Origin of the sequence: Actinomycetospora chlora (assembly GCF_039542135.1) — a bacterium.
Lineage (GTDB): Bacteria > Actinomycetota > Actinomycetes > Mycobacteriales > Pseudonocardiaceae > Actinomycetospora > Actinomycetospora chlora.
The window spans coordinates 1-26,337 of the sequence record NZ_BAABHO010000073.1 but is presented as its reverse complement, the minus strand read 5'-3'; the positions used below and the strand labels follow the sequence as shown (position 1 = coordinate 26,337).

Below are 26,337 nucleotides of genomic sequence, written 5' to 3'. Positions count from 1 at the left end.
GTTCGTGGTGGTCGCGGCGGTGTCCGGGGCCGGCTCGGCGGGCGACCCGGAGGCCGGGCTCGCGCGGCGACGGCCGCCGCGACGGCGCGCGGGGGCACCGTCGGCGTCCCCGGGCGCCTCGGCGGGCTCCTCGGCGGATCCCGGGGCAGCGGCCGCGGGGGTCTCGGCGGCGTCGTCGGCGAGCGGGAGCTGGTCGCCGCCGGACTGCCGCTTCTTGATCTCGGCGATGAGGTCGTTGCGCCGCATCCCGGTGGTGTCGGCGACGCCGAGCGAGGTCGCGAGGTCGCGCAGCTCGGCGAGCACCATCCCGGAGACACCTCCCCGTCGACGCCGCTCGGGCGCGGGGGTCTCGGCGCCCGATGCGCCGTCGGTGGAGATGACGTCGGTTTCGGTCACGCAGGTCCTTCCTGACCGGCTCGGGGACCACCCGGGCCAGCGGACGTTTTCGCCCCGCACGAGGCGGGACAGCTCGCGGATCCGGGTGGAGCCGCGGGATCGACGGTGGTCGGTCCCGGGCGGCACGGTCCGCGGAGCTCTCGTACAGCGATCATGAGTGTCCGCCCGCCGGGAGACCCGGCGGTTGGGGAAGAGGGTGGCCCCGGACGAAGCGGGAACCAGGGCACCGACGCGCACCACGCGTGGTCGCTGTGAGCGTCAATGTAGACCCCGCCGTCGGCACCGGCAACAACCACCCCCACGGACGCATCCCGGGACACACCGGAGATCCGCCACGCGGAGGATCAGACGTGCTCCGCCCGGGCGCCCGCGGTGTCGACGTCCAGCGCCCGCACCGTGAAACCGCTGGTGTCGAGCGCGTCGGGCAGGCGCCCGTCGAGCGTCAGCGCGAGGACCGTGGGCCCGGCACCGGACACCACGGCGGCCACGCCCTCGGCGCGCAGGTGGTCGACGACGGCCGCGGTCTCCGGGTAGGCCGGCCGCCGGTAGGGCTGGTGGAGGCGGTCCTCGGTGGCCTCGAGCAGCAACGACGGGTCGTTCGTCAGCGCGTGCACCAGCAGGGCGGAGCGAGCGGCGTTGTAGGCCGCGTCGGTGTGCGGGACGCGGTCGGGCAGCAGCCCGCGGGTCGCCTCGGTGGAGCTCGAGCGCTCGGCGATCAGCGCCACCGGCCGCAGCGCGGGGTGCGGGCTCAGCCGCACCGCCCGCCAGGCGCCCTCGTGGCCCCAGCTGACGACGAGCCCGCCGTGGAGGCACGCCGCGGCGTTGTCGGCGTGGCCGTCGAAGCCCGCAGCGAGGTCGAGCACCGCCTCGTCGTCGAGCGGGTGGCTCGCCGCGAGCAGCGCCCGCGCGCCGACGATCCCGGCGACGGCGGCGGCCGCCGACGACCCGAGGCCGCGGCTGTGCGGGATGAGGTTGCGGCAGCGCAGCCGCAGCGCCGCCCGCGGCGCCCCGGCCCGGTCGAACGTCGCGCGGGCCGCCCGCAGGACGAGGTGGCGCTCGTCGCGCGGCACCCGGCCGGCGCCCTCCCCCTCGACCTCGACGACGCAGCCGTCGCCGTCCCCGACCGCCAGCTCGACGTCGTCCCACATCCCGAGCGCGAGGCCGAGGGTGTCGAAACCCGGTCCCAGGTTGGCCGAGGTGGCGGGCACGCGGACGCGGACGGCGTCCCCGGCGGCGGCGGCGGTTCGCTCCCCGGCCACCTCCGCCCCGGCGCTCAGCGCAGCCCCAGGGCGTCGGCGACCGCGTCGACCTGCGGCGGGAGGACGACGGGCTCGGCGGCGTCGGCGAGCGCGGTGCCGGGGTCCTTGAGGCCGTGCCCGGTCACGGTGGCCACGATCAGCTGCCCGGCCTCGAGGCGGCCCGCGCGGGCCCGGGCGAGCAGCCCGGCCACCGAGGCCGCCGAGGCGGGCTCGACGAACACGCCCTCGCGCGCCGCGAGCAGCCGGTAGGCCTCGAGGATCGCGTCGTCGTCGACGGCGAGGATCTCGCCCCCGGACTCGTCACGGGCCGCGATCGCGCCGTCCCACGACGCCGGGGAGCCGATGCGGATGGCCGTCGCCAGCGTCTCCGGGTCGCTCACCGGCGCGCCGTGCACGAGCGGCGCCGCCCCGGCGGCCTGCGCCCCCAGCATCCGCGGCGTGCCGGCGACGACCCCGTCGCCGGCGTACTCGGTGTAGCCGCGCCAGTAGGCGGTGATGTTGCCGGCGTTGCCGACGGGCAGGGCGTGGACGTCGGGCGCGCGGCCGAGCTGGTCGCAGATCTCGAACGACGCCGTCTTCTGGCCCTCGATCCGCGCCGGGTTCACGGAGTTGACCAGCGCGATCGGGTACTGCTCGGCGGCCCGGCGGGCCAGCTCGAGGCAGGTGTCGAAGTTGCCCTCGAGCTGCAGGATGCGCGCGCCGTGCACGGTGGCCTGGGCGAGCTTGCCCAGCGCGATCTTGCCCTGGGGCACGAGGACGGCGCAGGTCATGCCGGCGCGGGTGGCGTACGCCGCGGCCGAGGCCGAGGTGTTGCCCGTCGACGCGCAGATGACGGCCCGGGCACCGCCGGCGAGCGCCTCGGTCATCGCCACGGTCATCCCGCGGTCCTTGAACGAGCCCGTCGGGTTGGCGCCCTCGATCTTGAGGTGCACCTCGCTGCCGAGGAGCTCGGAGAGGTGCGGCGCGGGCAGCAGCGGCGTGCCGCCCTCGCGCAGCGTCACGACCTCCCAGCCGGGCTGCACGCGCGGCATGCGGTCGCGGTAGGCGTGGATGATGCCGGGCCACTCGACGCGGGCACCGGGCACGAGGCCGGTCACGATCCACCTCCCAGCTCGGTCACCGGCCGGCCCAGCCCCTCGACGCGCAGGACCCCGGCCACCCCGCGGACCGAGTCGAGCCCCGTCAGCGCCTCCACCGTCGCCGCGAGCGCGGCGTCGGGGGCGGAGTGGGTCACGATCACCAGTGTGGCGTCCTTCGGGCCCGGAGCGCCATCGTCCGCGTCACCCTCGCCCGAGGAGCCGCCCCGACCCTCCTGGCGGACCGTCGCGATCGACACCCCGTGCTCGGCGAACACCCCCGCGACCTGGGCGAGCACGCCCGCGCGGTCGGTGACGTCGAGCGCGACGTGGTAGCGGGTGCGGGTGTCGCCCATGGCGAGCACCGGCAGGTCGGCGTACGCGGAGTCGCGCGGGCCGCGCCCGCCGATGACGCGGTTGCGCGCGGCGGCGACCAGGTCGCCCAGCACGGCACTCGCCGTCTGCGGCCCGCCCGCGCCCTGCCCGTAGAACATCAGCTGCCCGGCCGCCGCGGCCTCGATGAACACCGCGTTGTAGGCGTCGGAGACCGAGGCCAGCGGGTGCGAGCGCGGGATCATGGCCGGATGGACGCGGGCGGAGACGCTGTCGTCCACCTGCTCGCAGATCGCCAGCAGCTTGATGGTGCAGCCCAGCGCCCTCGCGGCGGCGATGTCGGCGGCGGTGACGTCGCGGATGCCCTCGCGGTGCACGTCGTCGGCCGTCACGCGGGTGTGGAAGGCCAGGCTCGCGAGGATCGCGGCCTTGGACGCGGCGTCGTAGCCGTCGACGTCCGCGGTCGGGTCGGCCTCCGCGTAGCCGAGGCGCCCGGCCTCCTCGAGCGCCTCGGTGTAGTTCGCGCCCGAGGACGCCATCGCCGAGAGGATGAAGTTGGTGGTGCCGTTGACGATGCCCGCGATCCGCACGATGCGGTCGCCCGCCAGCGACTGCTGGATGGGCCGCAGCAGCGGGATCGCGCCGGCGACCGAGGCCTCGTAGTAGAGGTCGGCGCCGGACTCGTCGGCGGCGGCCGCGAGCGCCGCGCCGTCCTCGGCGAGCAGGGCCTTGTTGGCCGACACCACCGACTTGCCGTTCTTCAGCGCCGTGAGCAGCAGCCCGCGCACCGGGTCGATGCCCCCGATGACCTCCACGACGACGTCGACGTCCTCGCGCGTCACGAGCCCGGCGGCGTCGGTGGTCAGCAGCTCGGCGGGGACGTCGGGGTGGCGCTGGGGGCGCCGCACGGCCACGCCGACCAGATGGAGCGGCGCGCCGACGCGGTGCGCCAGCTCGTCGGCCTGCTCGGTGAGCAGCCGCACCACCTGGGAGCCGACGACGCCGGCCCCGAGCAGCGCGACACCGATCGGCCGCCCGTCACCGTTCACACCGCCGGTCACTGCCCCACCTCCAGTCGCGCCAGGTCGTCGAGGGTCTCGCGGCGCAGCAGAGGGCGCGATGTGCCGTCGGCCACGGCGACGACCGCGGGCCGCGGCACCTTGTTGTACGCGCTCGCCATCGCGTAGCAGTAGGCCCCGGTGGCGGCGACCGCCACGAGGTCGCCCGGCGCGAGGTCCGCCGGCAGCCAGCAGTCGCGCACGACGACGTCGCCCGACTCGCAGTGCTTGCCGACGACCCGCGACCGCACCGGCGGGGCCGTACCCGCCGAGCGCGAGACGAGCCGGCAGTCGTAGTGGGCGTCGTAGAGCGCGGTGCGGATGTTGTCGCTCATCCCGCCGTCGACGCTGACGTAGCGCCGCCGTGCGCCGCCGCCGAGCTCGACGTCCTTGACGGTGCCGACCTCGTAGAGCGTCGCCGTCCCCGGCCCCGCGATCGCGCGGCCCGGCTCGACGGCGATCCGCGGTGGCGTCAGGCCCACGCGGGCGGACTCGCGGTCCACGATGGCGCGCAGCTCACCGGCCATCCACGCGGGCGAGCGCGGCTGGTCGGCGGTGGTGTAGGCGATGCCCATGCCGCCGCCGAGGTCGACGGTGGTCAGCGCGTCGGCCACGGCCTCCCCGTGCTCGTCGCGCATCTCGGCGAGCAGGCCGATGACGCGGCGGGCGGCGAGCTCGAACCCGTCGGCGTCGAAGATCTGCGAACCGATGTGGCTGTGCAGCCCGACCAGGTGCAGGCCCGGCGACTTGAGGGCCCGCCGCACGGCCTCGGCGGCGTCGCCGGCGGCCAGCGAGAAGCCGAACTTCTGGTCCTCGTGGGCGGTGGCGATGAACTCGTGGGTGTGGGCCTCGACGCCGACGGTCACGCGCACCATCACCGGCGCCCGCACCCCGCGCTCGCGGGCCAGCTCGTCGAGGCGCGCGATCTCGACATAGGAGTCGAGGACGATCGCGCCGACCCCGGCGTCGAGGGCGGCGGCCAGCTCGTGACGGCTCTTGTTGTTGCCGTGGACGGTGATGCGCCCGGGCGGGAAGTCCGCGCGCAGCGCCGTGGCCAGCTCGCCCTCGGTGCAGACGTCGAGCCCGAGGCCCTCGTCGGCCACCCACCGCGCGATCTCCGCGGTGAGGAAGGCTTTGCCGGCGTAGTGCACGAGCGAGGCGTCGCCGTACGCGGCGGCGTGCTCGGCGCAGCGCGAACGGAAGTCGGCCTCGTCGACCACGAACAGCGGCGTGCCGTGCTCGCGGGCGAGGGTCGCGACGTCGACGCCGGCCAGACGCACGGCACCGTCGTCCCCCCGCACGGCGTGGCGTGGCCACACCGCGGCGGGCAGGACGTCGAGGGCCGTCGCGTCGGGGGGCGCCGTGCCGTCCTCGTGCTGGGGGATGACGTCGGCGTGGCGGGGCCCGGCGGGGTGGGCGCGGGTCATGGGGTGATCAGCTCCGGGGAGGTCGTCACATGCGCTCGGGCGCGCTGACGCCGAGCAGATCGAGGCCGTTGGCGAGCACCTGGCGGGCCGCGGAGCACAGCGCGAGGCGTGCCGTGTGGATTCCCGCGGGCTGCTCGTCGCCCTGGGGCAGCACGCGGCAGGTGTCGTAGAAGCGGTGATACGCGCCGGCGAGCTCCTCGAGGTAGCGCGCGACGCGGTGCGGCTCGCGCAGGCCCGCGGCCGACGAGAGCACCCGCGGGAACTCCCCCAGCGTGCGGATGAGGTCGCCCTCCCGGGGGTGGACCAGCAGCCCGAGATCCGGGTCGTCGGCCGAGACGCCCAGCTCGGCGGCGTTGCGGGCCAGCGACGCGAGGCGGGCGTGCGCGTACTGCACGTAGAACACGGGGTTCTCGTTGGTGCGGCTGGAGATCAGGTCGAGGTCGATCTCGAGCACCTGGTCGACCGAGCTGCGCGCCAGCGTGTAGCGCGCGGCGTCCACGCCGACGGCGTCGACGAGGTCCTCCAGCGTGATGATCGTGCCGGCGCGCTTGGACATCTTCACCGGCTGCCCGTCGCGCACGAGGTTCACCAGCTGCCCGATGAGCACCTCGACCCGCGCCGGGTCGTCGCCGAACGCCGCGGCGACGGCCTTGAGCCGGTGAATGTAGCCGTGGTGGTCGGCCCCGAGCATGTAGATCGCGAGGTCGGCGCCGCGCGCCCGCTTGTCGCGGTAGTAGGCGATGTCGCCCGCGATGTAGGCCGGGCGGCCGTCGCTCTTGATGACGACGCGGTCCTTGTCGTCGCCGTGCTCGGTGGAGCGCATCCACCACGCGCCGTCGGCGAAGTAGAGGGCGTCGGAGTCCTTGAGGTCCTGCACCGCCTTCTCCACCGCGCCCGAGCTGTGCAGCGCGAGCTCGGACGACCAGACGTCGAAGTGCGTGCCGAAGGACTCCAGGCTCGCCCGCATCTCGTCGAGCATCACCTCGACGCCGAGCCGCTTGAACGCGGCCAGCGCCTGGTCCTCGGGCTGGTCGAGCACGCCGGGCTCGGCGTCGACGACCTTCTGCGCGACCTCGGCGACGTACGCCCCGCCGTAGCCGTTCTCCGGCACCGGGCGCCCCTGCGCGGCGGCGATCAGCGACTCGGCGAACCGGTCGATCTGCGCCCCCGCGTCGTTGACGTAGTACTCGCGGGTCACCGCGGCGCCCTGGGAGGCGAGCACCCGGCCCAGCGCGTCGCCGACCGCGGCCCAGCGCGTGCCGCCGAGGTGGATCGGGCCGGTGGGGTTGGCCGAGACGAACTCGAGGTTGATCGCCTGGCCGGTGAGGGCGTCGGTGTGGCCGTAGCCCTCCCCCGCGGCGAGGACGTCGGCGACGATGCCGGCCTGCGCGTCGGCGGCCAGGCGCAGGTTGAGGAAGCCGGGGCCCGCGACCTCGGCGGTTTCGATGCCGTCGGTCGCCGTCAGTCGGGTCGCCAGCCAGCCCGCGAGCTCGGCCGGCGCGACCCCGGCCTTCTTGGCCGAGCGCAGCGCGAGGTTGGTGGCGTAGTCGCCGTGCTCGGGGTTGCGCGGACGCTCCACCGTGACCGTCTCGGGCAGCACCGTCGTGTCGAGGCCGCGCTCGGCGAGCACGTCCACGGCGACGGCGTGCAGGAGGTCGGCCAGGGCTGCGGGGGTCACCCCACGAGTCTAGGGACCCGGGTCGTCACGACTTCAGGCCGTGCTCACGGCGCCGGCGGTGATCACGCCGCGTGCGCACCCGTCACGAGGGGGTCACCGGGCGCTCCGTAAACTCCGGCCCATGGCGAGTGGCGGGTCCGGGCGGCGATCCGGGTCGAGCACCGGGGCGGGACGGTCGGGCTCGGGGCGTGACGGCACCCGTCCGAGCGGCAAGCGCCCTGGTCAGAGCGGTGGTCAGAGCGGTGGCGGCCAGCGCGGCGGCGGTCAGCGCACCGCCCAGCGCCCGGCGTCGAAGCGCGGGCCCAACCCGGTCAACCGCGGCAAGCGTCCCGCCGCGGGCACGCGCCGCCAGGTGCCGTGGCTGCTGATCGGCGCGATCACCGTCGTGGTCCTGCTCGCGGTGGGCGTGATCGGCTTCGCGCTCCTGCGCTCCAACGAGGTCAGCGCCTGGAAGCCGAGCAGCGACAACCGTGACCCCTCGCTGGCGATCCCCGGCGTCGTCACCGCGCAGTACCAGGGCCAGCAGCACGTCACGCCCGAGCAGCGCGTCGCCTACGACCGCTCGCCCCCGTTCGGCGGGCCGCACGACGGCTACTGGGCGGCGTGCAACGGCGTCGTCTACCCGACCCCGGTGCGCAACGAGAACATGGTGCACGCCCTCGAGCACGGCGCCGTGTGGATCGCCTACGACCCGGCGCGCGTCTCGGGCCCGGCCCTGGACACGCTGCGCGCGAAGGTCCAGGGGCAGAACTACACGATGATGTCGCCCTACCCGGGCCTCGACCAGCCGATCTCGCTGGCGTCGTGGGGCCACGAGCTCAAGCTGTCGGACGCGAACGACCCGCGGGTCGACCAGTTCATCTCGTCGCTGCGCCAGAACCAGTACACCTACCCCGAGGTCGGCGCCCGCTGCGACGCCCTCGGCCCGGGCTACTTCGACCCGGACAACCCGCCGCCGTTCGACGCGTCCCCGCCGCCGGCGAACGCCGTGACGATGGACGGCCGCGGCGCGGCGTCCGGGGCCGGCGGATGAGCGCGCCGACGACGTCGGACACCGGGCCGGCGGACCTCGACACCGACGAGGGCCGGCCGGGCTGGTGGTCGGCCAGCCCGACCTGGGCCAAGGCGTTCATCGCCGGCGGGCTCGCCCTGCTGCTCGTGCTGGTGGGCGTCATCGGCGGCATCGCGATCGGGCGCTCCACCGCCACGACCTATGGGCCGGCGGCGGACTCGATCGACGTCGGGTTCCTGCAGGACATGGTCGTGCACCACAACCAGGGCGTGGAGATGGCCGTGTGGGCGCGCAACAACACGGCCGACCCCGAGATCCGGCAGATCGCCTACGACATCGAGTCGACCCAGACGTCCCAGACCGGGCGCATGGAGGGCTGGCTGACGCTCTGGGGCGACCCGCTGACCCCGCCGTCGGGGCAGTTCATGGGCTGGATGGGCATGCCGGCGGCCGCGATGCCGGGGATGGCGTCGCCGCAGGACCTCGCGCGCCTGCGCGCGTCCACCGGCCGCGAGATGGACGTCGTCTTCCTGCAGCTGATGTTGCGCCACCACCAGGGCGGCCTGCCGATGATGCAGACCGCGGCCGCCGAGGCCTCCGTCCCGGCGGTGGCGGCGCTGGCGCAGAGCATGGTGACGTCGCAGAGCTCCGAGGTCGGCGTGATGACGCAGATGCTCGCGGCCCGGGGCGCCGCCCCCCTCCCGGCACCGGAGATGCACGGCGGCACGTCCATGCCCGGCATGAACTGACGCACCTCCCGGTGCGAGCAACGCGGCATTGCTGGCACCCAGCGCCAGGATCGCCACGTGCTCGCGAGCGCGACACGCCGTGAGCTAGTGGTCCAGGCGCGCCCGGACCTCGGCCTCCGCGACGGCGATCGGGGTCGTCTCGGCCTCGCGGCGCAGGGCGTCGAGCCGCTCCCCCGCCTCGGGCCGGCTCCACTCGCGGGCGAAGGCGCCGGACAGGATGTCGTCGTGCAGCACGCGCGAGAACCGTGACGCCAGCTCGCCGTGCTCGTCGAGCGCCGCGAGCGAGCGCAGCTGCCCGTACTGCGACGTGCGCGAGTGCAGCCCGAGCTGGCCGAACAGTCCGTCGCGGGCGATGTGCGCGAACACCTCCGCGGGCTCGGCCGAGAGGTAGAGCTCGTTGAGCACGGCCTCCTCGGTGAACCCCGCGCCGACGGCGACGCGGTGCGCCGTGCGCAGGACGTCCATGACGGCCGGCCAGATGGCCTGCTCACTGAGCAGGTCAAGCGCCGCCTCCTCGCGGGCGCTGGAGACGATCGCGCCGCCGAGGGTGCCGCCGATCGCCCGCGCCACCGCCATGGTCGTCTCCCACGCCCGGCCGGTGGCGTCGCGCTCGACCGAGACGAAGCACGGGAAGCCGTGGCGATCGACGTAGCGGTCGCGGACCGCCGCCCCGATCATGCGCGGCGCGACCATGACGACGTCGACGCCGTCGGGCACCTCCAGCAGCCCGAAGTGCCAGTTGTAGCCCGAAGCCACGACCAGCGTGTCGCCCGCCCGCAGGCCGGGGGCGACCTCATCGCGCACCAGCTCGGGCTGCACCTCGTCGGGCACGAGCAGCAGCGCGACATCCGCGGCGGCCGCCGCGTCGGCGATGGACCGCAGGTCGAAGCCCTGCTCCCGCGCCGGCGGGGCGTACTCGTCGTCCCTGTTCCCGACGATCGGCGCGAACCCCGAGTCGCGCAGGTTCGCCGCCTGGGCCGCGCCCTGGTTGCCGTACCCGAGGACGGCGACCGGGCGTCCGGACAGCGGGGCGAGGTCCGCGGCGTCGATGCTGCGGTCGCGGTGGATCTCTGCGTGGGCCATGGCCCGAGCGTCGGGCACCGGAGGCCCGTGCGCTAGGCTCGTCGCCGGTCCGCCCCCGTAGCTCAGGGGATAGAGCACCGCCCTCCGGAGGCGGGAGCGCAGGTTCGAATCCTGCCGGGGGCACCATCGTCGGGCATCCTCGTCGCGGTCCTCGAGATGCCGACGTGATCAGTGCGGGGCCCGGTCACGATCCTGGTCAGTGGCGGTGGGTGCCGAAGAGCTCGTCGAGGGTGGCCGGCTGCAGGTCCCGCTCGCTCAGCAATTCCCTGATCCGGTCGAACAACCCGAGGACGGTCGGGTGGTTGGCGTGGCCCAGCACGATGCGGCCGGGGGTCAGGCACCGCCGCGCCTGGTCGAGCAGGAACTCCGGTGTGACGAGGCTGGAGTCCCCGAGGAGCCGGTCCACATCACCACGGTCGGGAACCCGGCGTCCCGGGCGATCGCGTCGACGGCTGCGGTGTGGGCTCCGTAGGGAGGCCGCCAGTACGGCCTGGCGCTGGTCCCGAAGGTGGTCACGATCCACTGCTCGTTGCGCTCGAGTTCCTCTCTGACCCGGCCCGCGGGTAGGCGGGTCAGTCGCGGATGGCTGAACGTGTGGTTCATGATCTGCACCTGGCCGACGTCGATCAGTGGACGCAGCACGCCGGCCTGGGGCGCCCACGCCGACGCGTAGGTCCCGTTGGGGCTGAACGTCAGGTGGATGCCGGTGCGGCGGGCGAAGGCGACGTAGCCGGCCACGACCTCGGGCGCGTAGCCGTCGTCGACGGTCAGGGCGATCCGACCTGCCGGAGGCGCGACGGACCCGGACCCCGCCCTCGACGCTGACGCCGTCGCGGTCTCGCCGCTGCGGCCCGGCGAGGCGCGGACCGCTGGCGCTGCGCACCCCGCCAGCCAGGCGGCGAGTCCCAGCCCGAGCATCCCGAAGAGTTCGCGACGGGGCAGGACCGGCCCGGCCTCGACCCGCGCCTGCGAACCGTCGCCCTCACCTGCCCTCCGCGGCCCCCCATGCACTTCGGACCCCTTCCGGTCGCGGCCCGGGCGTCCACCCGGGCCCGCGCACGAGCGTGCCGCCCGACGATGGAGCGCGAGTGTCCGCGACATCCCGTCTCGATCTCGTGGACCCGACATCCCCCTCGCGGGTCGCGGCCGGGGCCGACGAGACCGCCGAGCACGCCGCCGCAGTCCGCATCGTCGCCGCGGCCGGTCCGCCGTCGACCTGACCCGCACCACGATCCCTGACGACGGCCACAACGCCGACGCGGTCCGCAGCGTCTGACGACCACGAAGCTGACCCGCCCCGCGAGTCCCCGCGCCGGCCTTCGACGTCTCACCCCGGCCTCGGGCCGGCCGCGTCGGGTGCCGCCTCGACGTCGCGGCGCTCGTCGTCGGTCAGGCGCTCACGCAGCGTCGCTGCCGTGAGGGGATCGAGGAGACCGAAGGCCGCGCGCTTCTCGTCCTCGGGCAGGACCCGGAGGATGTTGGCGAGGTTCGTCCACCGGGTCCGGCGGAGCGTGTCGCGGGCGGCGGCGAGATCGTTGCGGCGCAGGTGTTCGTGCAGCTCGGAGAGCGGTGCCGGGTCCACCCTGCGAGGGTGCGCGACGTCGGGTCAACACCCGGCAAATCCGCTCGGATCGTCGAGGCGGGCCGCGCACGGGGCGCGGTGGACCGACGTCGCGCCCACCTCCGCGCGTCGGGTCGGCTTCCGCATGCCCCAGCGGTCGCGGCGCCGGGCCCACGACCCGGCGCTGAGGCAGCCCGCCGGCGGCGGCCTCGTCGCGTAGGGCGCCGCCGGGTCGGTACGCAGCGGTGCTGTGACGCCCGTGGCACGTCACGTGGCCCGGTGCCTGTCACGTCCTGGCGAGGTGGTCCGCCGGGGAATCACGTCGTGCATCACCGACGCGGGACCTTCGGCAGCGTCGGGCGCGACGGACGGCGGTCCCGGCTCCTCGGGGTCTCCCGCGACCGTGAAGAAGTGAACGAGGCCAGGACTCCGGGGCGAAGGGCCGAGGCGGGACACACCCACCCTGACGTGACCGGCGGCTGGCGACGTCCAGCCGTCTTCGGCGCGATGGACGGACTGGTGTCGAACTTCGCTCTGGTCGCGGGCGTGGCGGGCGGGGTGGCGAGCGCCGGCGGTGGAACGGGCGCGATCGTGTTGGCCGGGATGGCCGGCCTCGCCGCCGGGGCGTTCTCGATGGCCGCGGGCGAATACACCTCGGTCGCCTCCCAGGCCGAGCTCGCTCGGGGTCAACTGACTCTCGAGCGCCACGCCCTGGCGCGGACACCGGAGCTCGAGCAGGAGGAGCTCGCGCGGCGGTACGTCGAGCGAGGGGTCGAGGTCGGTGTCGCGCGGGAGGTGGCCCGTCAGCTGTCCCGCACGCCCGAGCAAGCGCTCGTGGTCCACGCCCGGGACGAGCTCGGGGCGATCCCGACGACCTGCCCTCACCGATGCTCGCCGCTGTCGCATCGTTCCTGGCGTTCACCGTCGGTGCGCTTCTCCCGGTGCTGCCCTACCTGCTCGGTGCGACCAGCCTGCTGCCCGCACTGATGGTGTCCGGGGTCGGGCTCTTCGGCGCCGGAGCCCTCGTCTCCCTCGTGACCATGAGCTCGTGGTGGTGGACCGGATCACGGCAGCTGCTGCTCGGCGCCGCCGCCGCCGCGTTGACCTACTCGGTCGGCATCCTCGTCGGGGCCGGAATCGCCTGACGGAGTGGAGGGGTTGTGTCCCTGCTCGACGATGGATCGGAGAACGGCGAGGTCGCGCTGCCAGCGTCGCCGCAGCGCCGGCCGCACCAGGGGTGCGAGCAGGCGGAGCCACCCGTGCGGACGCAGCTCGGCGCGGAACCGCACGTGTGATCGCCCCTCGAGGGGCACGACCTCGCCCTCGAACCGCATGTCGAGCCGGTCTCCGCTGCTCGTGGCCGTCCAGGCCCGCGGCGGATCGAACCCGAGGTACTGCACCACACCGCCGCCGGCCCTCGTGCGGACGCGGTAGCGCGTCCCGGCCGCGACCGGGCCGTCGGTCAGCAGCGTCACGTCGTCGACCGCGGAGGCCCACGCGGTCACGTTCCGTGGGTCGGTGCAGTGGGCGAACACCTGCTCGGCGGGACGGTCGATGTCGACGGCCGCCTCGACGACAGCACGACCGCGCCGGAGCAGGGGCGCCGGTACCGATCGCGGGCACGCCCCGGCCCGGGCCAGGTCCACCAGCTCGGTGAACGACCGGGCGATGCCGTCGATCAGCACGTCCAGGTCGGTCATGTCGACGTCGGCGTTGGCTGCCACGGTCAGTTCCCCGGCGTAGGAGAGCGCCGCGACCGTGAGCGGCACGAGCGGGGCCATCGGGGCGATCGGCACGACCTCGAGCAGCCGGGCACCGGCCACCCAGAGCGGCCTCGCAGGGCCCGGCACGTCGGTGACGGACACGGTGAGCCGGCGGCTCCCCACACGCCGGGCCCAGCGCAGCAGCCACCGCGACAGCGGCGTCGGGAGGTGGAGGTCGGAGAAGTCGCCGCCGGCGGCGCGCAGCCGCGCCTTGCCGAGCGCCGTCGCACGGCGCACGAGCGCGGCGCGTCGCAACGGGTCGGGCTCGCCGACCGGTAGGTCGACGATCAACATCGCCGCGACCTGCCGTCCCGCTGAGCCGGCCGTGCCGGTGGCCGCAGGCACGGAGGCGCGCAGCACGAGCCCGGGCGTGACCTCCCCGCGGGCGGCCAGGAGCCGCCGCAGACCACCGGTGACGGCGGCGAGGAGGAGGTCGTTCACCGTCATGTCCAGGGCGTGCCCGGTGCCCCGGAGCTCCTCCATCGACCTGCGCGCGACCCCCAGCCGGCGCGCCGGGCCGATGTGGCGCGACAACGGGGTCACCGGCTCTCGTCCGGCGAAGCCGGCCATCGCGTCGCGCACCTCGCGCATGCCCGGCCGCGCGGGTCCTGGCCCCCCGCCCGGCCGGCGCCGGCGCGGGCCACGCCGCAGGGCGGCCCCCACCTCCTGCAGCCGCCGGCACACCAGGTCGCGGTGCGTCGGCAGTCCCGCCACGGCCGACATGGGCGCGACCGTCACCGACGTCCCGGGAGCGGGGTCGAGCAGCGCGCCCGCGAGCGCCACACCGGTGAGCCCGTCGGCGAGCATGTGCGAGACGACGATGAGCACGGCGAACCGGACCTCGTGTCCACCGTCCTGCAGCCCGTCGACGACCTCCGCCCGCCAGAGCGGCCGATCTCGATCCAGCGGCCGGGCCGCCCGGTTCGCCGCCCAGTCGGGGAGGTCGGCGCCGGGCGGGAGGACCGTGGTCTCGATGTGGTCGAGCGGGTCGAAGCCAGGATCCGCCACCCAGAGCGGCCGGCCCTCCCCCCATCGCGTCCACACGACCCGCCGCCCCAGCGCGGGAACCCGGTGCGCCCGAGCGGCCAGCTCCCGGCGAACCCGGAGCACGTCGACCGCACCGTCCGGGCCGGCCATGGGTCCGCCGTCGAACGTGCCGAGCAGCGCGACCTGCATGGGGGTGTCGTGGTGGTCGAGCCACGCGTACATCAGCTCGTCGAGACGCAACCGGATCGGGTCCACGACCTCACCGTGGGGGATCGGCGAACGCCGGCCAGGGTCGAGTGCCCCGTCCGAGGTCCTCGACGCCGCGTTCCGGCACGAACCTGCGCGGAACGTCGAGGTGGGCGCGGAGGAACGTCAGTTGGACGTCGCTGATCTGTTCGAAGGCCGGGTGAGAGTGCGCGAAGCGTGATCGGCCGCCTGCTCGGCGATTCGGCTCGTCAGCCGCGTCCGGCCGCGGCCGGCTCGTCCTCCATGCTGGCCTGGTAGGTCTCGGTGAGTGCCCACACGCACGCGATCGCGATCAGCGCGAGGACGATCATGTAGATCGAGACGGCGACCTCGGCGCTCCCGCCGCGCCGGACCCTGGGCCTCGTGGCCGCCCTCGCCGGGGCGCTCGGCGCGACGGGCATCGTCACCTTCGCCGCCCGATCCCACCAGGAGCCTCCGCCGGCGCTGCCCGCCCCCGTCGCCGTCCAGCCGCTGCCAACGGCGGGCCCGCCGATCGTGCCCGCCCTGCCGGGCAGAGCGACCTCGACGTGGATCGGTGACGTCTCGGCGGCGAGATCACCGAGATCCACGGCGTGGCGCGGCACCGCGTCACCCACCGTGAACCCCGCTGAGCACCACGCCGATGCCGGCGACGGGAGCGGTGGCGACATCGGCGGCGGCCCCACCGACGGGAGCGGGAGCCGGGGCGGCGACCTCGGGAAGAACGGGTCGGGCAACGGTCGCGGGCAGGGTCGCGGGCACGGCGGCTGAGACCAACCGTCCCCGCGAGACGTCACTTGGTGCTCCCCGGCACCGCCGGTGAACCTCGTGTCGTGCCACGAGGCGTGCGGCCTCGCGTGGTCACCGATCGACGGTGTCCAGCTGCGGTCAGGGCACGTCCGGTGTGGCGGTCGCACGGTTCGCGGCGTAGACCTGCTCGGCGTAGCGGTCGAGGATCTCGCCGCACTCGTGCAGTGCCGTGGCGGCGGTGCGTGCGTCGGGGAGCGCGAGGACGTCGCGCTTCTTGAGGTCGCGGTACCAGCGCCGTAGCCGGTGGAGGCTCTGCTCCTCCTCCTCGAGCTCGGCGAAGGTGAACTTCTCCTTGGCGACCTCGCGCGCGATCTCGTCGGTGAACTTGCCGCAGTCCGCGAGGAACTCCCGCCACTCGTCGAGACGGGCGGCCATGAACGCTTCCTCGACGAGCGCGCGGGAGGTCTCGTCCTGGGGCTGGATGGCGAACACCGCGACCGAGCCGCCGCCGTCGGAGGCCAGCTCGGAGGCCCGGTCGAGCGCCTGGCGGTAGGGATCGGCGTCCGGCATCGCCCAGGTGCCCTGTGACACGGGCACCGCTCCCGCGCGGCGCAGCTCGCGCCACACCGCCACGCGGTGGCGGGAGGGCTGGGCGGGGACCTGGACCACGGCCAGCAGCCACTCGAGCCCGCTCGTCATGATCCCGACCCTAGCGGCACACCGACCCGAGTAACACTTGTTACAGTCGTCGGCGTGACGGACCCGCAACCCGCGGCTCGGAGCCTGGCGCCGCTGTACTTGGCCGGGTTCACCACCGCCTTCGGCGCTCACGGCGTCGCGTCGGTGCTCGGCGCCGACACCGACGACATCGGCCTGTCCCTGCTCGGCCTCGGGCTGATCCTGGCGCTCTACGACATGGCCGAGGTGATCCTCAAGCCCTTCTTCGGAGCCCTGAGCGACCGGATCGGCGCGAAACCGGTGATCGTCGGCGGCCTCGTCGCGTTCTTCCTCGCCTCGCTGCTGGCACTCGTCGACGCGTCCCCGCTGGTGCTCGCCGTCGCCCGCTTCGGCCAGGGTGCGGGCGCCTCGGCCTTCTCCCCGGCGTCCTCGGCCGCGGTGGCCCGCCTGGCCGGCCGTGAGCGCCTCGGCCGGTACTTCGGGCGCTACGGGGCGTGGAAGAGCGTCGGCTACGTCCTCGGTCCGCTGCTCGGCATCGGGCTGGACCACTGGCTCGGCATCCAGGCCGTCTACGTGGTCCTCGGGGCCCTCGCCGCCGCGGCAGGCATGTGGGTCGCCGTGGCGATGCCCGCCCTGCCCGTCGTGCCCCGCCCCCGATACACCCTGCTCGACCTCGTCCGCCAGACCACCGAGCGCGGCTTCCTCGTCCCGGCCCTCCTGCTCGCGATGACCACAGCGGTGCTCGGCGTCGCGGTCGGCTTCCTCCCACTGCTCGCGATCCGTCTCGGTCTGAACCCGCTCGCGGGCGCCGGCGCCGTCGCGCTGCTCGCCCTGACCTCGGCGGCCGTGCAGCCCGTCGTCGGCCGGCTGCGCGATCGCGGGCTCGTCACCACCCGCTCCGGCAGCCTCCTCGGGCTGCTCGTGGCCGCGGCCGGGCTGGTCGTGCTCGCGGTCCTGCCACACGGGGTCACCCTGTTCGTGGCGGCCGTCGCGTTCGGGGTCACCGTCAGCACGGTCACCCCCCTGGCGTTCGCCCACCTCGCCGCGGCCACCCCCGAGGAGCGCATGGGCCGCGCGATGGGCAACGTCGAGCTCGGCCGCGAACTGGGCGACGGGGGCGGCCCACTGATCGTCGGCGCGATCGCCGCCGTGTGGACCCTCCCGGCCGCCCTCCTCGCCCTCGCCGGAGGGTGCGCCGCCGCCGGCGCCGTCAGCTGGCGGGCCCTGCGCACCCCCGAGCAGATCGACACCTGAAGGAACATCCGCGGCCCCTCCCCCTACCCCCTGCCCCCGCCCCGGCCGCCCGCGGCCTTCACCGGTCCTCAGTCAGCGTCGGCCGATCGGTCGACCGGCACCCGGGACGGGGCGAGCCGCGCCGCGAGCAGGAGCACGAGACCGTCGGCGACGAGCGCCAGGCTCCAGCCGGCGAGGAGGTCGCTCGGACAGTGCACGCCCAGCACCACGAGCGAGCCCCCGACCAGGAGCGCGAGCACAAGCGCCACACCGACCAGGACACGACGTCCCCGGCACGGCCCGACGAGGACGACCACGAGCAGCAGCACGCCAGCCGACCAGAGGGCTTGGCCGGAGGGGGCCACCACGATGATCTTCCCGCCGTGCCGGGTGAAGAACCCTCGGCCGCGTCGACGCGGCTCGGGGCCAGCCCGACGTAGCTCCCGAAACGCCCACGACGCGGCGACCACGGCCACGAGGCCGACGTCGAGTCGGCCGGCGCCGGCGTAGACCGCCGCGGCGACGAGGACGGTCTCGCCCGGAGCTGGGACGCCGAAGTCCTCGAGGAAGAGCAGCCCGCCCACCGCGAGGTAGCCGTAGGTGTCCAGCACCGGGGCCAGGGTCGCGAGGACACCGGGGAGCGGCGGTGGCCCGCTCACCGCGGCGTCCCCGCCGCGGGGTGGACCACCCCGTGCGACGTGCTGCTTCTACACACCTGTAGAACATACCTCGTCTACATCGTTGTAGAAGTCAGTGTGCCCACGATCGGAGGAGGACCACACGTGAGCATCGGTGTCCCGCAACGCAGCGCTCCGACGCCGGCGACCGACCCGGCGCGCGCGGGCCAGCGGTGGGCGGCGCGGGCCGAGGCCGTGAGCAAGGTCTACGGCTCGGGAGAGACCCGGGTACGCGCCCTGGACGTGGTGGACGCCGGGTTCGTGCACGGCGAGCTCACCGCGGTCATGGGTCCCTCGGGGTCGGGCAAGTCGACGCTGATGCAGTGCCTCTCGGGCCTGGACCGGGTCAGCAGCGGCCGGGTCTGGATCGGCGACCAAGAGCTCTCCGGGCTGGGCGAGCGGGCGTTGACCGAGCTGCGCCGCGACCGGGTTGGCTTCGTGTTCCAGGCGTTCAACCTGCTGCCCACCCTGACCGCGCGGGAGAACATCACGCTGCCCGCCGACCTCGGCGGCCGGGCGGTGGAGGCCGACTGGCTCGACCACGTCGTGGACACCCTGGGGCTGCGGGAGCGGCTGGCGCACCGGCCCGGCGAGCTCTCCGGGGGCCAGCAGCAGCGCGTGGCCTGCGCCCGGGCGCTGGTGGGACGCCCCGAGCTCGTACTGGCCGACGAGCCGACAGGCAACCTGGATTCCCGGGCCGCCGGCGAAGTGCTGGGACTGCTGCGGCGCAGCGTGGACGATCTCGGGCAGACGATCGCGCTCGTCACCCACGACGCCGCCGCCGCGGCCCACGCCGACCGTGTGCTGTTCCTGCACGACGGCCGGCTCGTCGCCGAGCTCAGCTCCGCCGACGCCGGTGAGGTCCTCGAGACGATGGCGGGGCTGGAGCACGCCGGCGCGGAGCCCGGAGGCAGCGGGACACCGGACCTCGACGGTGCGCCGGTCGTGGACGCGGCGGCGGCCGAGGCGGCACGCACGGCCCGGCTCCTGCGCGCGCAGCTCGACGCGTTCATCGCCGACGTCGACGCCCTCGCCGCGGGCACCGGTGACCGGCGGGGTGCGGCGCTGTGAGGGTGATGCTGCGGATCAGCGCGCGCTCGGTGCGCGCGCACCGGGCGCGGATGGCGCTCTCGGTACTGGTCGTCGCGCTCGGGGTCGGGTTCGTGGTGGGCACGCTGGTGCTCTCCGCGACGATCGACGCCGCCTTCACCGGCTTGTTCACCTCGGGCGCCGCCGACGTCACCGCCAGCCCGCGGGCGGCGTTCGCGGTGGAGGTGGAGGACCAGGCGATCTCGGGCGCCGTCGCCACGGTGCCCGCCACCGCGGTGGCCGCGGTCGCGGCCGTGCCGGGTGTGGCCGCCGCCCACGGGGAAGTCGCCACCCAGGACGTCACCGTGGTCGACGCCGGCGGTCACGCAGTCGGCCCGTCCAGCGGCGCCCCGACCCTGGGCTACAACTGGTACCCCCGGGCACACCCGATCGCCACCCTGCGCACCGGGCGCGCCCCGACCGGTCCCGGGGAGGTCGTCCTCGACGCACCGAGCGCCGCCGCGGCCCACCTGGTGCTGGGCGCGCCGGTCCGGCTGATCACCCCGGCCGCGGCCACCCCGGCCACCCTGGTCGGGCTCGCCGACCCGGGGCCGGCCAATCCCGGTGTCGGGCTGGTGTTCCTCGACACCCCGACCGCGCAGGCGGCGCTGCTGGGCCAGCCCGGGCGCTTCACCGCGGTCACCGCCGACGCCGTCCCCGGGACCGCCGACGCCGCGGTGGCCCCCGCGGTGCAGCACGCGCTCGGGCCGGCGGTCACGGTCGCCACCCGCGAGCAGCAGGCCTCGTCGGCCGCCGCCCGTGTCGGGGCCTTCCTGTCGACGGTCACCGACGCACTCCTCGGCGCGGGCGGGGTCGCGGTCCTCGTCGGCAGCTTCCTCATCGTGAACACGTTCACGCTGCTGGTCGCCGGCCGCACCCGCGAGCTCGGCCTGCTGCGCGCGGTCGGCGCCCGCCCCGGCCAGGTCACCGGCATGGTGCTCGGCGAAGCCGTCCTGGTCGGCGTCCTGGGCGCCAGCGTCGGACTCGGCGCCGGGATCGGGCTGTGCGCGGCGCTCGAGGCCGCCCTGCGCGGGTTCGGCGTCGACCTCTCCGCGGTCGGGCTCAGCATCCCGGCCTCCACGGTGCCGGCGGCCTACCTGCTCGGCGTCGGGGTCACCGTGGCCGCAGCCTGGCTGCCCGCCGGGAGGGCCGGGCGCGCTGCGCCGACCGCGGTGCTGCGCGAGGCCGCCGCCCCCACCGAAGACGGAGCGGGCCGCGGGCGCACCGTCGCCGGCGCCGCGGTGCTGCTGGTCGCCGCCGGGGCGCTCCTGACCGCCGCGCTCGTGGTCCCGCACACCGGACTCACGGTGGGCGCCGTTCTCTTCGCCGTCGGGGTCGCGGCGAGCCTGGTCGGTCTCGTGCTGGCCGGCCCGGCGCTGGCCCGGACCCTGGTCGCGTGCCTCTCCGCCGGGTACCGGCGCCTGTTCGGCACGGTCGGGGCGCTCGCCCGCGGCAACACCACCCGCCACCCGCGACGCACCGCCACCACCGCCGCCGCGCTCGCCGTCGGCGTCGCCCTCGTCACCGGCCTGGGCACCCTCGCCTCGTCACTGGACACCTCGATCACCCGCGACATCGCGGGCAGCACCGGCGCGGACTACGTGCTCTCCGGGCGCGGCGGTCAACCGCTCCCGCCCCAGGTCACTGACACCGTCCGTGCCCTGCCCGAGGTGGCGACCCTGACCCGCCAGCGCTACGCGCCCGCCGACCTCGGCGGCAGCCAGGTCTCGGTCTCGGGCGTCGACACCGCGACCCTCGACACGACGACCCGTCCGCAGTACGTCGCCGGCGACACGTCCGCCCTCACCCAGGGCGGCATCGACGTCGACCAGGCCACCGCCGCCGCCGACGGGCTCACCCTTGGGTCGCCCGTCCACATCGTCTTCCTCGACGGCACCCCGGCCGACCTGACCGTCGGCGCCATCAGCAGACCCCCCGTCGGGGGTGGCAAGGACGGCTCGACCTTCCAGGTCTCCCTCGACACCCTGAGCCGCTACCAGCCCCTCACCAAGGACTTCACCGTCTACCTCGGCGCCGCCCCCGGCGCCGCGCCGGCGCTCGGCGACGCGCTGCACCAGGCGTTGACCGACGCCCCCCAGGTGACGATCGAGAACCGGGCCGACCACCAGAACGCACTGCGCGGCCAGGTCGCCCTCGTCCTCGACCTGCTCTACGGCCTGCTCGCCCTCGCGGTCGTCATCGCCGTCCTCGGGGTGGTCAACACGCTCGGGCTCTCGGTGATCGAACGTCGCCGGGAGATCGGGCTGCTGCGCGCAGTCGGCGCGACCCGCGCCCAGATCCGCGGGCTCATCCGGCTCGAGGCCCTGGCCGTCGCCGTGCACGGCACCGCGCTCGGCCTGGTGCTCGGTCTCGGCTGGGGCGTCAGCGGGCAACGACTGCTGGTCGGCTACGGGGTCACCGCACTGTCCGTGCCCTGGGCCACCCTCGCCGCGCTCGCCCTCGGCACGGCGCTGGTCGGGCTGCTCGCCGCGATCATCCCCGCCCGTCGCGCCGCCCGTACCGATCTCCTGACCGCCCTGATCGCGGTCTGAGGACACTGTGTGCCTGACCTGGTCCGCGCTCCGCCGAGCCGTTCTACAGGTCTGTAGAATCCGAGGTCCGTCGACCCACGACCCAGGAGGGGCGCTCGAGGATGACCACGCGCGATCGCCGTGCTCCCGGGTCGTTGGAGAAGCAGGTGTGGGCGCTGCTCCTCGACGCCGGGCGGCCGCTGACCACCGGCGAGGTGCGCGACCGGCTCCACGAGCAGACCCCCGCCGAGGCGCCGCTGGCGCACACCACCGTGGTGACCATCCTCGGTCGGCTCCACGGCAAGGGGCTGCTGACACGCTCGCTCGACGGACGGGCGCACCGGTACACCCCGGCCAGCACGCCCGAGGGCGTCGCCGCCACCCGCATGCACCAGGCGCTGGCCGATGAGGGTGACCACGAAGCGGTGCTGAGCAACTTCGTCTCCGGGCTCTCGGGCACCGACGAGGCCCTGCTACGCCGGCTGCTCGGCCAGGACGGCTGAGCGCGACATGCACATCGCGGTCTACCTCCCCCTGCTCCTGCCGCTGCTCGCCGCACGAGGAGCCGTCCCGCTGGCCCGCCGGCTGCCGCCCCGGCTCGCGACCTGGCTCCTCACCGGCGCCGCGGTCGCCCTCGCCGCGTGCAGCACCGTGGCGCTGGCCCTGCTCGCCGCCACCGCCGCCGTGCGCATCCCCGTCCTGGCCACCATCGAGCGCTACTCCCTCGCGGTGGTCGCCCGCGACGATCCCGCCTCGGTGTGGGTCGCCCTCGCGGCCGCGCTACTGCTCGCCGCAGGTGGCCTCGCCCTGGCCCGGGTCGCGATCCGACGAGCGCAGGCCCTGCTCGCGACACACCGTCACACGCGCTTGCTGCCCGGCGAGGAGCAGCTCGTGGTGCTGCCCGATCCGTCCCCCGAGGCCTACGCCGCCCCCGGCCGCCCCGGCCGGATCGTGGTCTCCACCGCCATGCTCGACGCGCTCTCGCCAGCCGAGCAGGACGCCCTGATCGCCCACGAGATCTCGCATCTGACCCACGGCCACCACCTCTTCCTCGCCACTGCCCACCTCGCCGCGGCCCTCAACCCGCTTCTACGGCCAGTGAGCCGAGCCGTGGGCTACACCATCGAACGGTGGGCCGACGAGGACGCCGCCCAGGACGCCGGCGACCGGCCCGTCGTCGCACGCGCCGTCGGACACGCAGCGCTGGCCAGCGCCCCCGCACCCCGGGCGCCCCGCCCCGCCCTCGGCCTCGGGATCGCTCCCGCCCTCCCCCGTGACGCCGGCGACGTCCCCCGCCGCGTCGCCGCCCTGCTCATCGCGCCCGCGAGGGCGCAGCGCGTGCTGCTCGTCGCCGCCATCGCACTGGTCCTGGTCGCCGCGCTCGCCACACTCGAAGCCCAGCAGGACTTCGAGGCACTCCTCGAGCTCGCCCGCCGCGCCGTTCCCGGCAGTCCGGTCGCGTAGCGACGCACAGGGACCGTTGATCAACGTGAGAAGCCGAATCCAGTGGTGATCTCGCGAAGCGTTGCCTCGTCGGGCCCGATGCCCATCGGGTGAAGGCGTTCGGTGCCTTCGCCCCGGGGGCGCAGCGTCCGCGTGGAGGCTCACCGGCAAGGGTGAAGAGCAGGTGAGGGACGGGTGGATCAAGCTTCCGGGCCCGCAAAGCGGCAGCGCCGCCGCAGGCGGCTCGACGACACCGAGGGCCGGCGCGGCCTCGAGCTCTTCACGTGGGTCAAGAGGGTCCTCTCGCTCCGCTCGGTCAACGCCCGGACGAGCTAGGAGGTCGACGCAGCAGAACCGCCTCGACGGCGCCGGTGGGAGAGCTGGAGGTGGTGTTCGGCACCTGGGTGGCTCGCCGGGTCGGTGTGCACGGTGGCCCCCGCGAGCTGAGGGATCTGGTGGGCGAGCTGGTGTTCGGCGTCGGCGGCGATCTCGTGGGCGTCGCGCACGCTGAGGTCGTCGCCGACGACGAGGTCGGCCTCGACTTGGAGACGGTGCCCGATCCAGCGCATCCGCACCGCGGCGACCTCCCGGACCCCGGGGATCGCCGACAGGGTCGACTCGGCCCGGTCGACCAGGTTCGGGTCCACGGCGTCCATGAGTCGCCGATAGACCTCCCGAGCGGCATCGCGCAGCACGACCACGATCGCAATGGTGATCAGCAGCCCGACGACGGGGTCGGCCCACCACCAGCCCACCGCAGCACCGCCGGCCCCGAGCAGCACCGCGAGCGAGGTGAACCCGTCGGTGCGCGCGTGCCGTCCGTCGGCGACGAGCGCCGCAGACCCGATCCGCCGGCCGGTCGTGATGCGATAGCGGGCCACGAGCTCGTTGCCGATGAAGCCGATGGCCCCGGCCGCGGCCACCGCGCCGAGGTAGGACACCGGTTGTGGGTGCAGGAGGCGGTTGACGGCTTCGTAGCCGGCGATGAGCGCGGACGCCGCGATCGTGAGGACGATGACGATGCCGGCCAGATCCTCGGCGCGTCCGTAGCCGTAGGTGTAGCGGCGGGTCGGGGCGCGGCGGGCGAGGAGGAACGCCACACCGAGCGGGACGGCGGTCAGGGCGTCCGCGACGTTGTGCAACGTGTCGCCGAGCAGCGCCACCGACCCGGAGAAGGCCACGACGACGCCCTGGGCGACCGCGGTGACGCCGAGGATGACGAGCGAGAGCCACAACGCGCGCAGCCCGTCCCTGGACGACTCGAGGGCCGCATCGACCTTCTCGTGCGAGTCGTGGGAGTGCGGCCGCACCAGGTGCCCGACCTGCTCGCGCAGCCGCCCCCACGTTCCCCCACCGTGCCCGTGACCGTGGCCGTGTTCCTGCACCCCTGGCCCTCTTCTCGATCGGTCGCCTCACGAGAGCGCCTCGGCAGACGCGCGAGGTCGGAGGGCCACGGTACGGAAAGCGTGACCCGCCGCGCTGCGTCGATTACGGTGCCACGCTGGGTCGACACGGGATCGGACAACTCGAGGGGGGCGCGGCCCGCGATGTGTCCGGATGCGGTTCGGTAACGTCGACGGGGTGGTTCGCCGGCACGGGAGTTCGCGGAGCGGCGCGACCAGCGCGGCGCCGCCGAACCTGCTGCTCGGCGGCTGGTGCGGGCGTGTCGCGCTCCTGGTGATCGCTCTCGGACTGGTGCTCATGCACCACGTCGTCAGCGCGCATCAGCACTCGGTGCCGGACATCGCGACCGCCGTGGCGTCCACGCACGCCTCCATGGACCAGTCGGCGCCGGCCGCAGGCGGGCACCGCCACGGCGTCGACGCCGCGTCGCCGGCACTCCAGGGCGTGACGTCCACCCCGCCCGACGCCGTCCCCGTCACGGGCAGCGCAGCACTCCTCCACCAGCACCCGGACGAGAACGGGCACGACCACGCCGGGTCCCTGCTCCACCTGTGCCTCGTCGCGCTCGTGGGTGCCGCGGTCTTCCTGCTCGTGCTCGTCCTCGTCGCGCTCTGGTGGCGGCCACCATCGCGTCGCCGGACGGAGAGCCCGGCCCCGGCGACGGCGACCCGTGCCCCTCCTGCGTCCTCGAGGTTGGCGGAGCTCCAGGTCCTCCGGCTGTAGGCCGGCCCACCGACCGCGCGAACGTCCGTGCTCGGACGTGCCGCGCCGCGGCGCCGTGTCCTGCCATCAGCACCGGCCCCTCGCGCACCGGCCGGTGCCCAGCCGAAGGAGACTCCCTCGTGCGTGCCCGTCTCGTCGGCGGCGTGATCGCCGCCGCCACCGCCGCCCTGCTGGCCGCGGGTTGTTCCGACTCCGGAACCGCGCCACCCGCGGCCGCTCCGGCCTCCGCGCCGTCGCCGGCTCGCACCGCGGCCGCGCCGATCTCGCCCGAGCACAACCAGTCAGACGTCGTGTTCGTCCAGGGCATGATCCCCCACCACCAGCAGGCCGTCGCCATGTCGTCCCAGGCCCCGGACCGTGCCTCCTCCCCGGAGGTCAAGGCCCTGGCCGCCCGCATCGACCGGGAACAGGCTCCGGAGATCGAGCAGATGAACCGGATGCTCGACGCCTGGGGCGCACCCCGCCCGCAGCCAGGCTCCACGGCGATGCCGGGCATGCCTGGCGTGCCCGGCATGACCACGGGCGACATGGCGATGCACGGCATGATGAGTGATGCGCAGATGCAGCAGCTGGCGGCGCAGTCCGGGGCCTCGTTCGACCGGATGTTCCTGCAGATGATGATCGAGCACCACACCGGTGCCGTTCAGATGGCCCAGACCGAGCAGGGCCAGGGGCTCAACCCGCAGGCCGAGGAGCTCGCCGGCGGCATCGCCGCCGCCCAGCAGCAGGAGATCACCGAGATGCAGGCCCTGCTCAGCAGGGTCTGATCGTCCGCGACAGCGCCGACCACGTGGTCGCCGGCCCGGGCACTGCCGGGGCCGGCGACCACGGGGGCGAGCACGTCGCCACCTGGCCCATCACCACTCGTCACCGTTGACAGCTATACCCCCCGGGGGTATCACAGTGTCACGGCGAACCGGCGCCACGCGGAGGGAGCGACGACCATGTCCACACCGCGAGCCTCGAGCGATGCTCATGAGCGAGCCACCTCGAGCACCGAGGCCGTTCCCGCGGGTCACGGCGTGGCCCCCGACGGCGACGGCGCGCAGCCGCGGCGGACCGGGCACGACGCCCACGCCGGGCACGGCGACCACGCGGGGCACGGCGACCACGCCGGGCACGGTGACCACGTGGCCCGGTTCCGGCACCTGTTCTGGATCATGCTGGTGCTGGCCGTCCCGACGGTGGGGCTCAGCCCGATG

General features: G+C 74.8%; 26 protein-coding genes, 1 tRNA gene and 2 pseudogenes. 14 read left to right on the top strand and 15 right to left on the bottom strand.

Annotated features, from left to right (window positions below):
• From ABD994_RS28575 to argS, 6 genes are all read right to left on the bottom strand, one after another.
• Positions 1 to 396: Rho termination factor N-terminal domain-containing protein (locus ABD994_RS28575; protein ID WP_345424063.1), on the bottom strand; the 396-nt coding region annotated here is incomplete at its 3' end.
• 344 nt (positions 397 to 740) lie between these two features.
• Positions 741 to 1,655: a homoserine kinase gene (gene thrB, locus ABD994_RS28570; RefSeq protein WP_345424060.1), complete on the bottom strand. Its 915-nt coding sequence runs from the start codon at positions 1,653 to 1,655 to the stop codon at positions 741 to 743.
• Positions 1,656 to 1,669: 14 nt separating this feature from the next.
• The gene (gene thrC, locus ABD994_RS28565) at positions 1,670 to 2,686 is read right to left on the bottom strand and encodes a threonine synthase (protein ID WP_425550142.1); all 1,017 of its coding nucleotides are present in this window, start codon (positions 2,684 to 2,686) and stop codon (positions 1,670 to 1,672) included.
• A 62-nt stretch (positions 2,687 to 2,748) separates the two neighbouring features.
• Positions 2,749 to 4,125 carry a homoserine dehydrogenase gene (locus ABD994_RS28560; RefSeq protein ID WP_345424054.1) on the bottom strand — a complete coding sequence of 459 codons (1,377 nt, stop codon included), beginning with the start codon at positions 4,123 to 4,125 and terminating at the stop codon, positions 2,749 to 2,751.
• A complete protein-coding gene (gene lysA / locus ABD994_RS28555) occupies positions 4,122 to 5,549 on the bottom strand; it encodes a diaminopimelate decarboxylase (RefSeq protein ID WP_345424051.1) in 1,428 nt (475 codons plus the stop codon). Before lysA ends, ABD994_RS28560 begins: the two co-directional genes overlap by 4 nt.
• Positions 5,550 to 5,574: 25 nt before the next feature.
• Entirely contained in the window at positions 5,575 to 7,227 is a 1,653-nt protein-coding gene (gene argS, locus ABD994_RS28550; protein WP_345424048.1) for an arginine--tRNA ligase, read from the bottom strand.
• 121 nt (positions 7,228 to 7,348) lie between these two features.
• Here argS and ABD994_RS28545 point away from each other — a divergent pair, with 121 nt between their 5' ends.
• Positions 7,349 to 8,260 (top strand): thioredoxin-like domain-containing protein, encoded by a 912-nt coding sequence (locus tag ABD994_RS28545; RefSeq protein WP_345424045.1) that lies wholly within the window; start codon positions 7,349 to 7,351, stop codon positions 8,258 to 8,260.
• A complete protein-coding gene (locus ABD994_RS28540) occupies positions 8,257 to 8,988 on the top strand; it encodes a DUF305 domain-containing protein (RefSeq protein WP_345424042.1) in 732 nt (243 codons plus the stop codon). Before ABD994_RS28545 ends, ABD994_RS28540 begins: the two co-directional genes overlap by 4 nt.
• An 84-nt stretch (positions 8,989 to 9,072) precedes the next feature.
• Here ABD994_RS28540 and ABD994_RS28535 read toward each other — a convergent pair whose 3' ends face one another.
• Positions 9,073 to 10,071, bottom strand: a complete 999-nt coding sequence (locus ABD994_RS28535; RefSeq protein WP_345424039.1) for an NAD(P)-binding domain-containing protein — start codon at positions 10,069 to 10,071, stop codon at positions 9,073 to 9,075.
• Between the two features lie 51 nt (positions 10,072 to 10,122).
• On the opposite strand from ABD994_RS28535, the gene ABD994_RS28530 reads away from it, so the two are divergent.
• Positions 10,123 to 10,197: transfer RNA gene (locus tag ABD994_RS28530), tRNA-Arg, on the top strand.
• A 70-nt stretch (positions 10,198 to 10,267) separates the two neighbouring features.
• Here ABD994_RS28530 and ABD994_RS28525 read toward each other — a convergent pair.
• The 3 genes from ABD994_RS28525 to ABD994_RS28515 all read right to left on the bottom strand — a co-directional run bounded on the left by ABD994_RS28525 (position 10,268) and on the right by ABD994_RS28515 (position 11,653).
• Positions 10,268 to 10,477 carry a polysaccharide deacetylase family protein gene (locus ABD994_RS28525; RefSeq protein ID WP_345424036.1) on the bottom strand — a complete coding sequence of 70 codons (210 nt, stop codon included), beginning with the start codon at positions 10,475 to 10,477 and terminating at the stop codon, positions 10,268 to 10,270.
• Complete coding sequence (locus tag ABD994_RS28520; RefSeq protein WP_345424031.1) at positions 10,405 to 10,989, bottom strand: polysaccharide deacetylase family protein; 585 nt, start codon at positions 10,987 to 10,989, stop codon at positions 10,405 to 10,407. Before ABD994_RS28520 ends, ABD994_RS28525 begins: the two co-directional genes overlap by 73 nt.
• A 409-nt stretch (positions 10,990 to 11,398) precedes the next feature.
• On the bottom strand, positions 11,399 to 11,653 hold the full coding sequence (locus ABD994_RS28515; protein ID WP_345424026.1) for a hypothetical protein: 255 nt from the start codon (positions 11,651 to 11,653) through the stop codon (positions 11,399 to 11,401).
• Between the two features lie 447 nt (positions 11,654 to 12,100).
• Between ABD994_RS28515 and ABD994_RS28510 the strand changes: the two genes are divergently transcribed.
• Together ABD994_RS28510 and ABD994_RS28505 are read left to right on the top strand one after the other, a co-directional pair.
• Positions 12,101 to 12,619: a VIT1/CCC1 transporter family protein gene (locus tag ABD994_RS28510; RefSeq protein WP_345424023.1), complete on the top strand. Its 519-nt coding sequence runs from the start codon at positions 12,101 to 12,103 to the stop codon at positions 12,617 to 12,619.
• Positions 12,520 to 12,777 carry a VIT1/CCC1 transporter family protein gene (locus tag ABD994_RS28505; RefSeq protein WP_345424020.1) on the top strand — a complete coding sequence of 86 codons (258 nt, stop codon included), beginning with the start codon at positions 12,520 to 12,522 and terminating at the stop codon, positions 12,775 to 12,777. Before ABD994_RS28510 ends, ABD994_RS28505 begins: the two co-directional genes overlap by 100 nt.
• Here ABD994_RS28505 and ABD994_RS28500 read toward each other — a convergent pair.
• Complete coding sequence (locus ABD994_RS28500; protein ID WP_345424017.1) at positions 12,697 to 14,637, bottom strand: wax ester/triacylglycerol synthase domain-containing protein; 1,941 nt, start codon at positions 14,635 to 14,637, stop codon at positions 12,697 to 12,699. The two genes, ABD994_RS28505 and ABD994_RS28500, sit on opposite strands and share 81 nt — an antisense overlap.
• 200 nt (positions 14,638 to 14,837) lie before the next feature.
• Complete coding sequence (locus ABD994_RS28495) at positions 14,838 to 15,224, bottom strand: hypothetical protein (protein WP_345424014.1); 387 nt, start codon at positions 15,222 to 15,224, stop codon at positions 14,838 to 14,840.
• A gap of 1 nt (position 15,225) precedes the next feature.
• On the opposite strand from ABD994_RS28495, the gene ABD994_RS28490 reads away from it, so the two are divergent.
• Positions 15,226 to 15,378 (top strand): hypothetical protein, encoded by a 153-nt coding sequence (locus ABD994_RS28490; RefSeq protein WP_345424010.1) that lies wholly within the window; start codon positions 15,226 to 15,228, stop codon positions 15,376 to 15,378.
• Between the two features lie 117 nt (positions 15,379 to 15,495).
• Here ABD994_RS28490 and ABD994_RS28485 read toward each other — a convergent pair whose 3' ends face one another.
• Entirely contained in the window at positions 15,496 to 16,056 is a 561-nt protein-coding gene (locus ABD994_RS28485; RefSeq protein WP_345424007.1) for a Chromate resistance protein ChrB, read from the bottom strand.
• Positions 16,057 to 16,110: 54 nt separating this feature from the next.
• Here ABD994_RS28485 and ABD994_RS28480 point away from each other — a divergent pair, with 54 nt between their 5' ends.
• Positions 16,111 to 17,289 (top strand): MFS transporter, encoded by a 1,179-nt coding sequence (locus ABD994_RS28480; protein ID WP_345424004.1) that lies wholly within the window; start codon positions 16,111 to 16,113, stop codon positions 17,287 to 17,289.
• A 68-nt stretch (positions 17,290 to 17,357) separates the two neighbouring features.
• Here the strand turns inward: ABD994_RS28480 and ABD994_RS28475 are convergent, their stop codons facing one another.
• Entirely contained in the window at positions 17,358 to 17,927 is a 570-nt protein-coding gene (locus ABD994_RS28475) for a phosphatase PAP2 family protein (RefSeq protein WP_345424001.1), read from the bottom strand.
• 213 nt (positions 17,928 to 18,140) lie between these two features.
• On the opposite strand from ABD994_RS28475, the pseudogene ABD994_RS28470 reads away from it, so the two are divergent.
• The 4 genes and pseudogenes from ABD994_RS28470 to ABD994_RS28455 all read left to right on the top strand — a co-directional run.
• Positions 18,141 to 18,830, top strand: a pseudogene (locus ABD994_RS28470) (ABC transporter ATP-binding protein); the annotation flags it as partial.
• 191 nt (positions 18,831 to 19,021) lie between these two features.
• Positions 19,022 to 21,586 carry an FtsX-like permease family protein gene (locus ABD994_RS28465; protein ID WP_345424069.1) on the top strand — a complete coding sequence of 855 codons (2,565 nt, stop codon included), beginning with the start codon at positions 19,022 to 19,024 and terminating at the stop codon, positions 21,584 to 21,586.
• Positions 21,587 to 21,687: 101 nt separating this feature from the next.
• Positions 21,688 to 22,068 (top strand): BlaI/MecI/CopY family transcriptional regulator, encoded by a 381-nt coding sequence (locus tag ABD994_RS28460; RefSeq protein WP_345423998.1) that lies wholly within the window; start codon positions 21,688 to 21,690, stop codon positions 22,066 to 22,068.
• Positions 22,069 to 22,075: 7 nt separating this feature from the next.
• The gene (locus ABD994_RS28455; RefSeq protein WP_345423995.1) at positions 22,076 to 23,029 is read left to right on the top strand and encodes a M56 family metallopeptidase; all 954 of its coding nucleotides are present in this window, start codon (positions 22,076 to 22,078) and stop codon (positions 23,027 to 23,029) included.
• A gap of 311 nt (positions 23,030 to 23,340) precedes the next feature.
• Here the strand turns inward: ABD994_RS28455 and ABD994_RS28450 are convergent, their stop codons facing one another.
• The gene (locus ABD994_RS28450) at positions 23,341 to 24,393 is read right to left on the bottom strand and encodes a cation diffusion facilitator family transporter (RefSeq protein ID WP_425550141.1); all 1,053 of its coding nucleotides are present in this window, start codon (positions 24,391 to 24,393) and stop codon (positions 23,341 to 23,343) included.
• A gap of 196 nt (positions 24,394 to 24,589) precedes the next feature.
• Between ABD994_RS28450 and ABD994_RS28445 the strand changes: the two genes are divergently transcribed.
• The 3 genes and pseudogenes from ABD994_RS28445 to ABD994_RS28435 form a co-directional block, all read left to right on the top strand.
• Entirely contained in the window at positions 24,590 to 25,135 is a 546-nt protein-coding gene (locus ABD994_RS28445; protein WP_345423992.1) for a DUF6153 family protein, read from the top strand.
• Between the two features lie 119 nt (positions 25,136 to 25,254).
• Positions 25,255 to 25,902, top strand: coding sequence for a DUF305 domain-containing protein (locus tag ABD994_RS28440; protein WP_345423989.1), 648 nt, complete (start codon positions 25,255 to 25,257; stop codon positions 25,900 to 25,902).
• Positions 25,903 to 26,157: 255 nt separating this feature from the next.
• Positions 26,158 to 26,337: pseudogene (locus ABD994_RS28435) on the top strand (hypothetical protein); the annotation flags it as partial.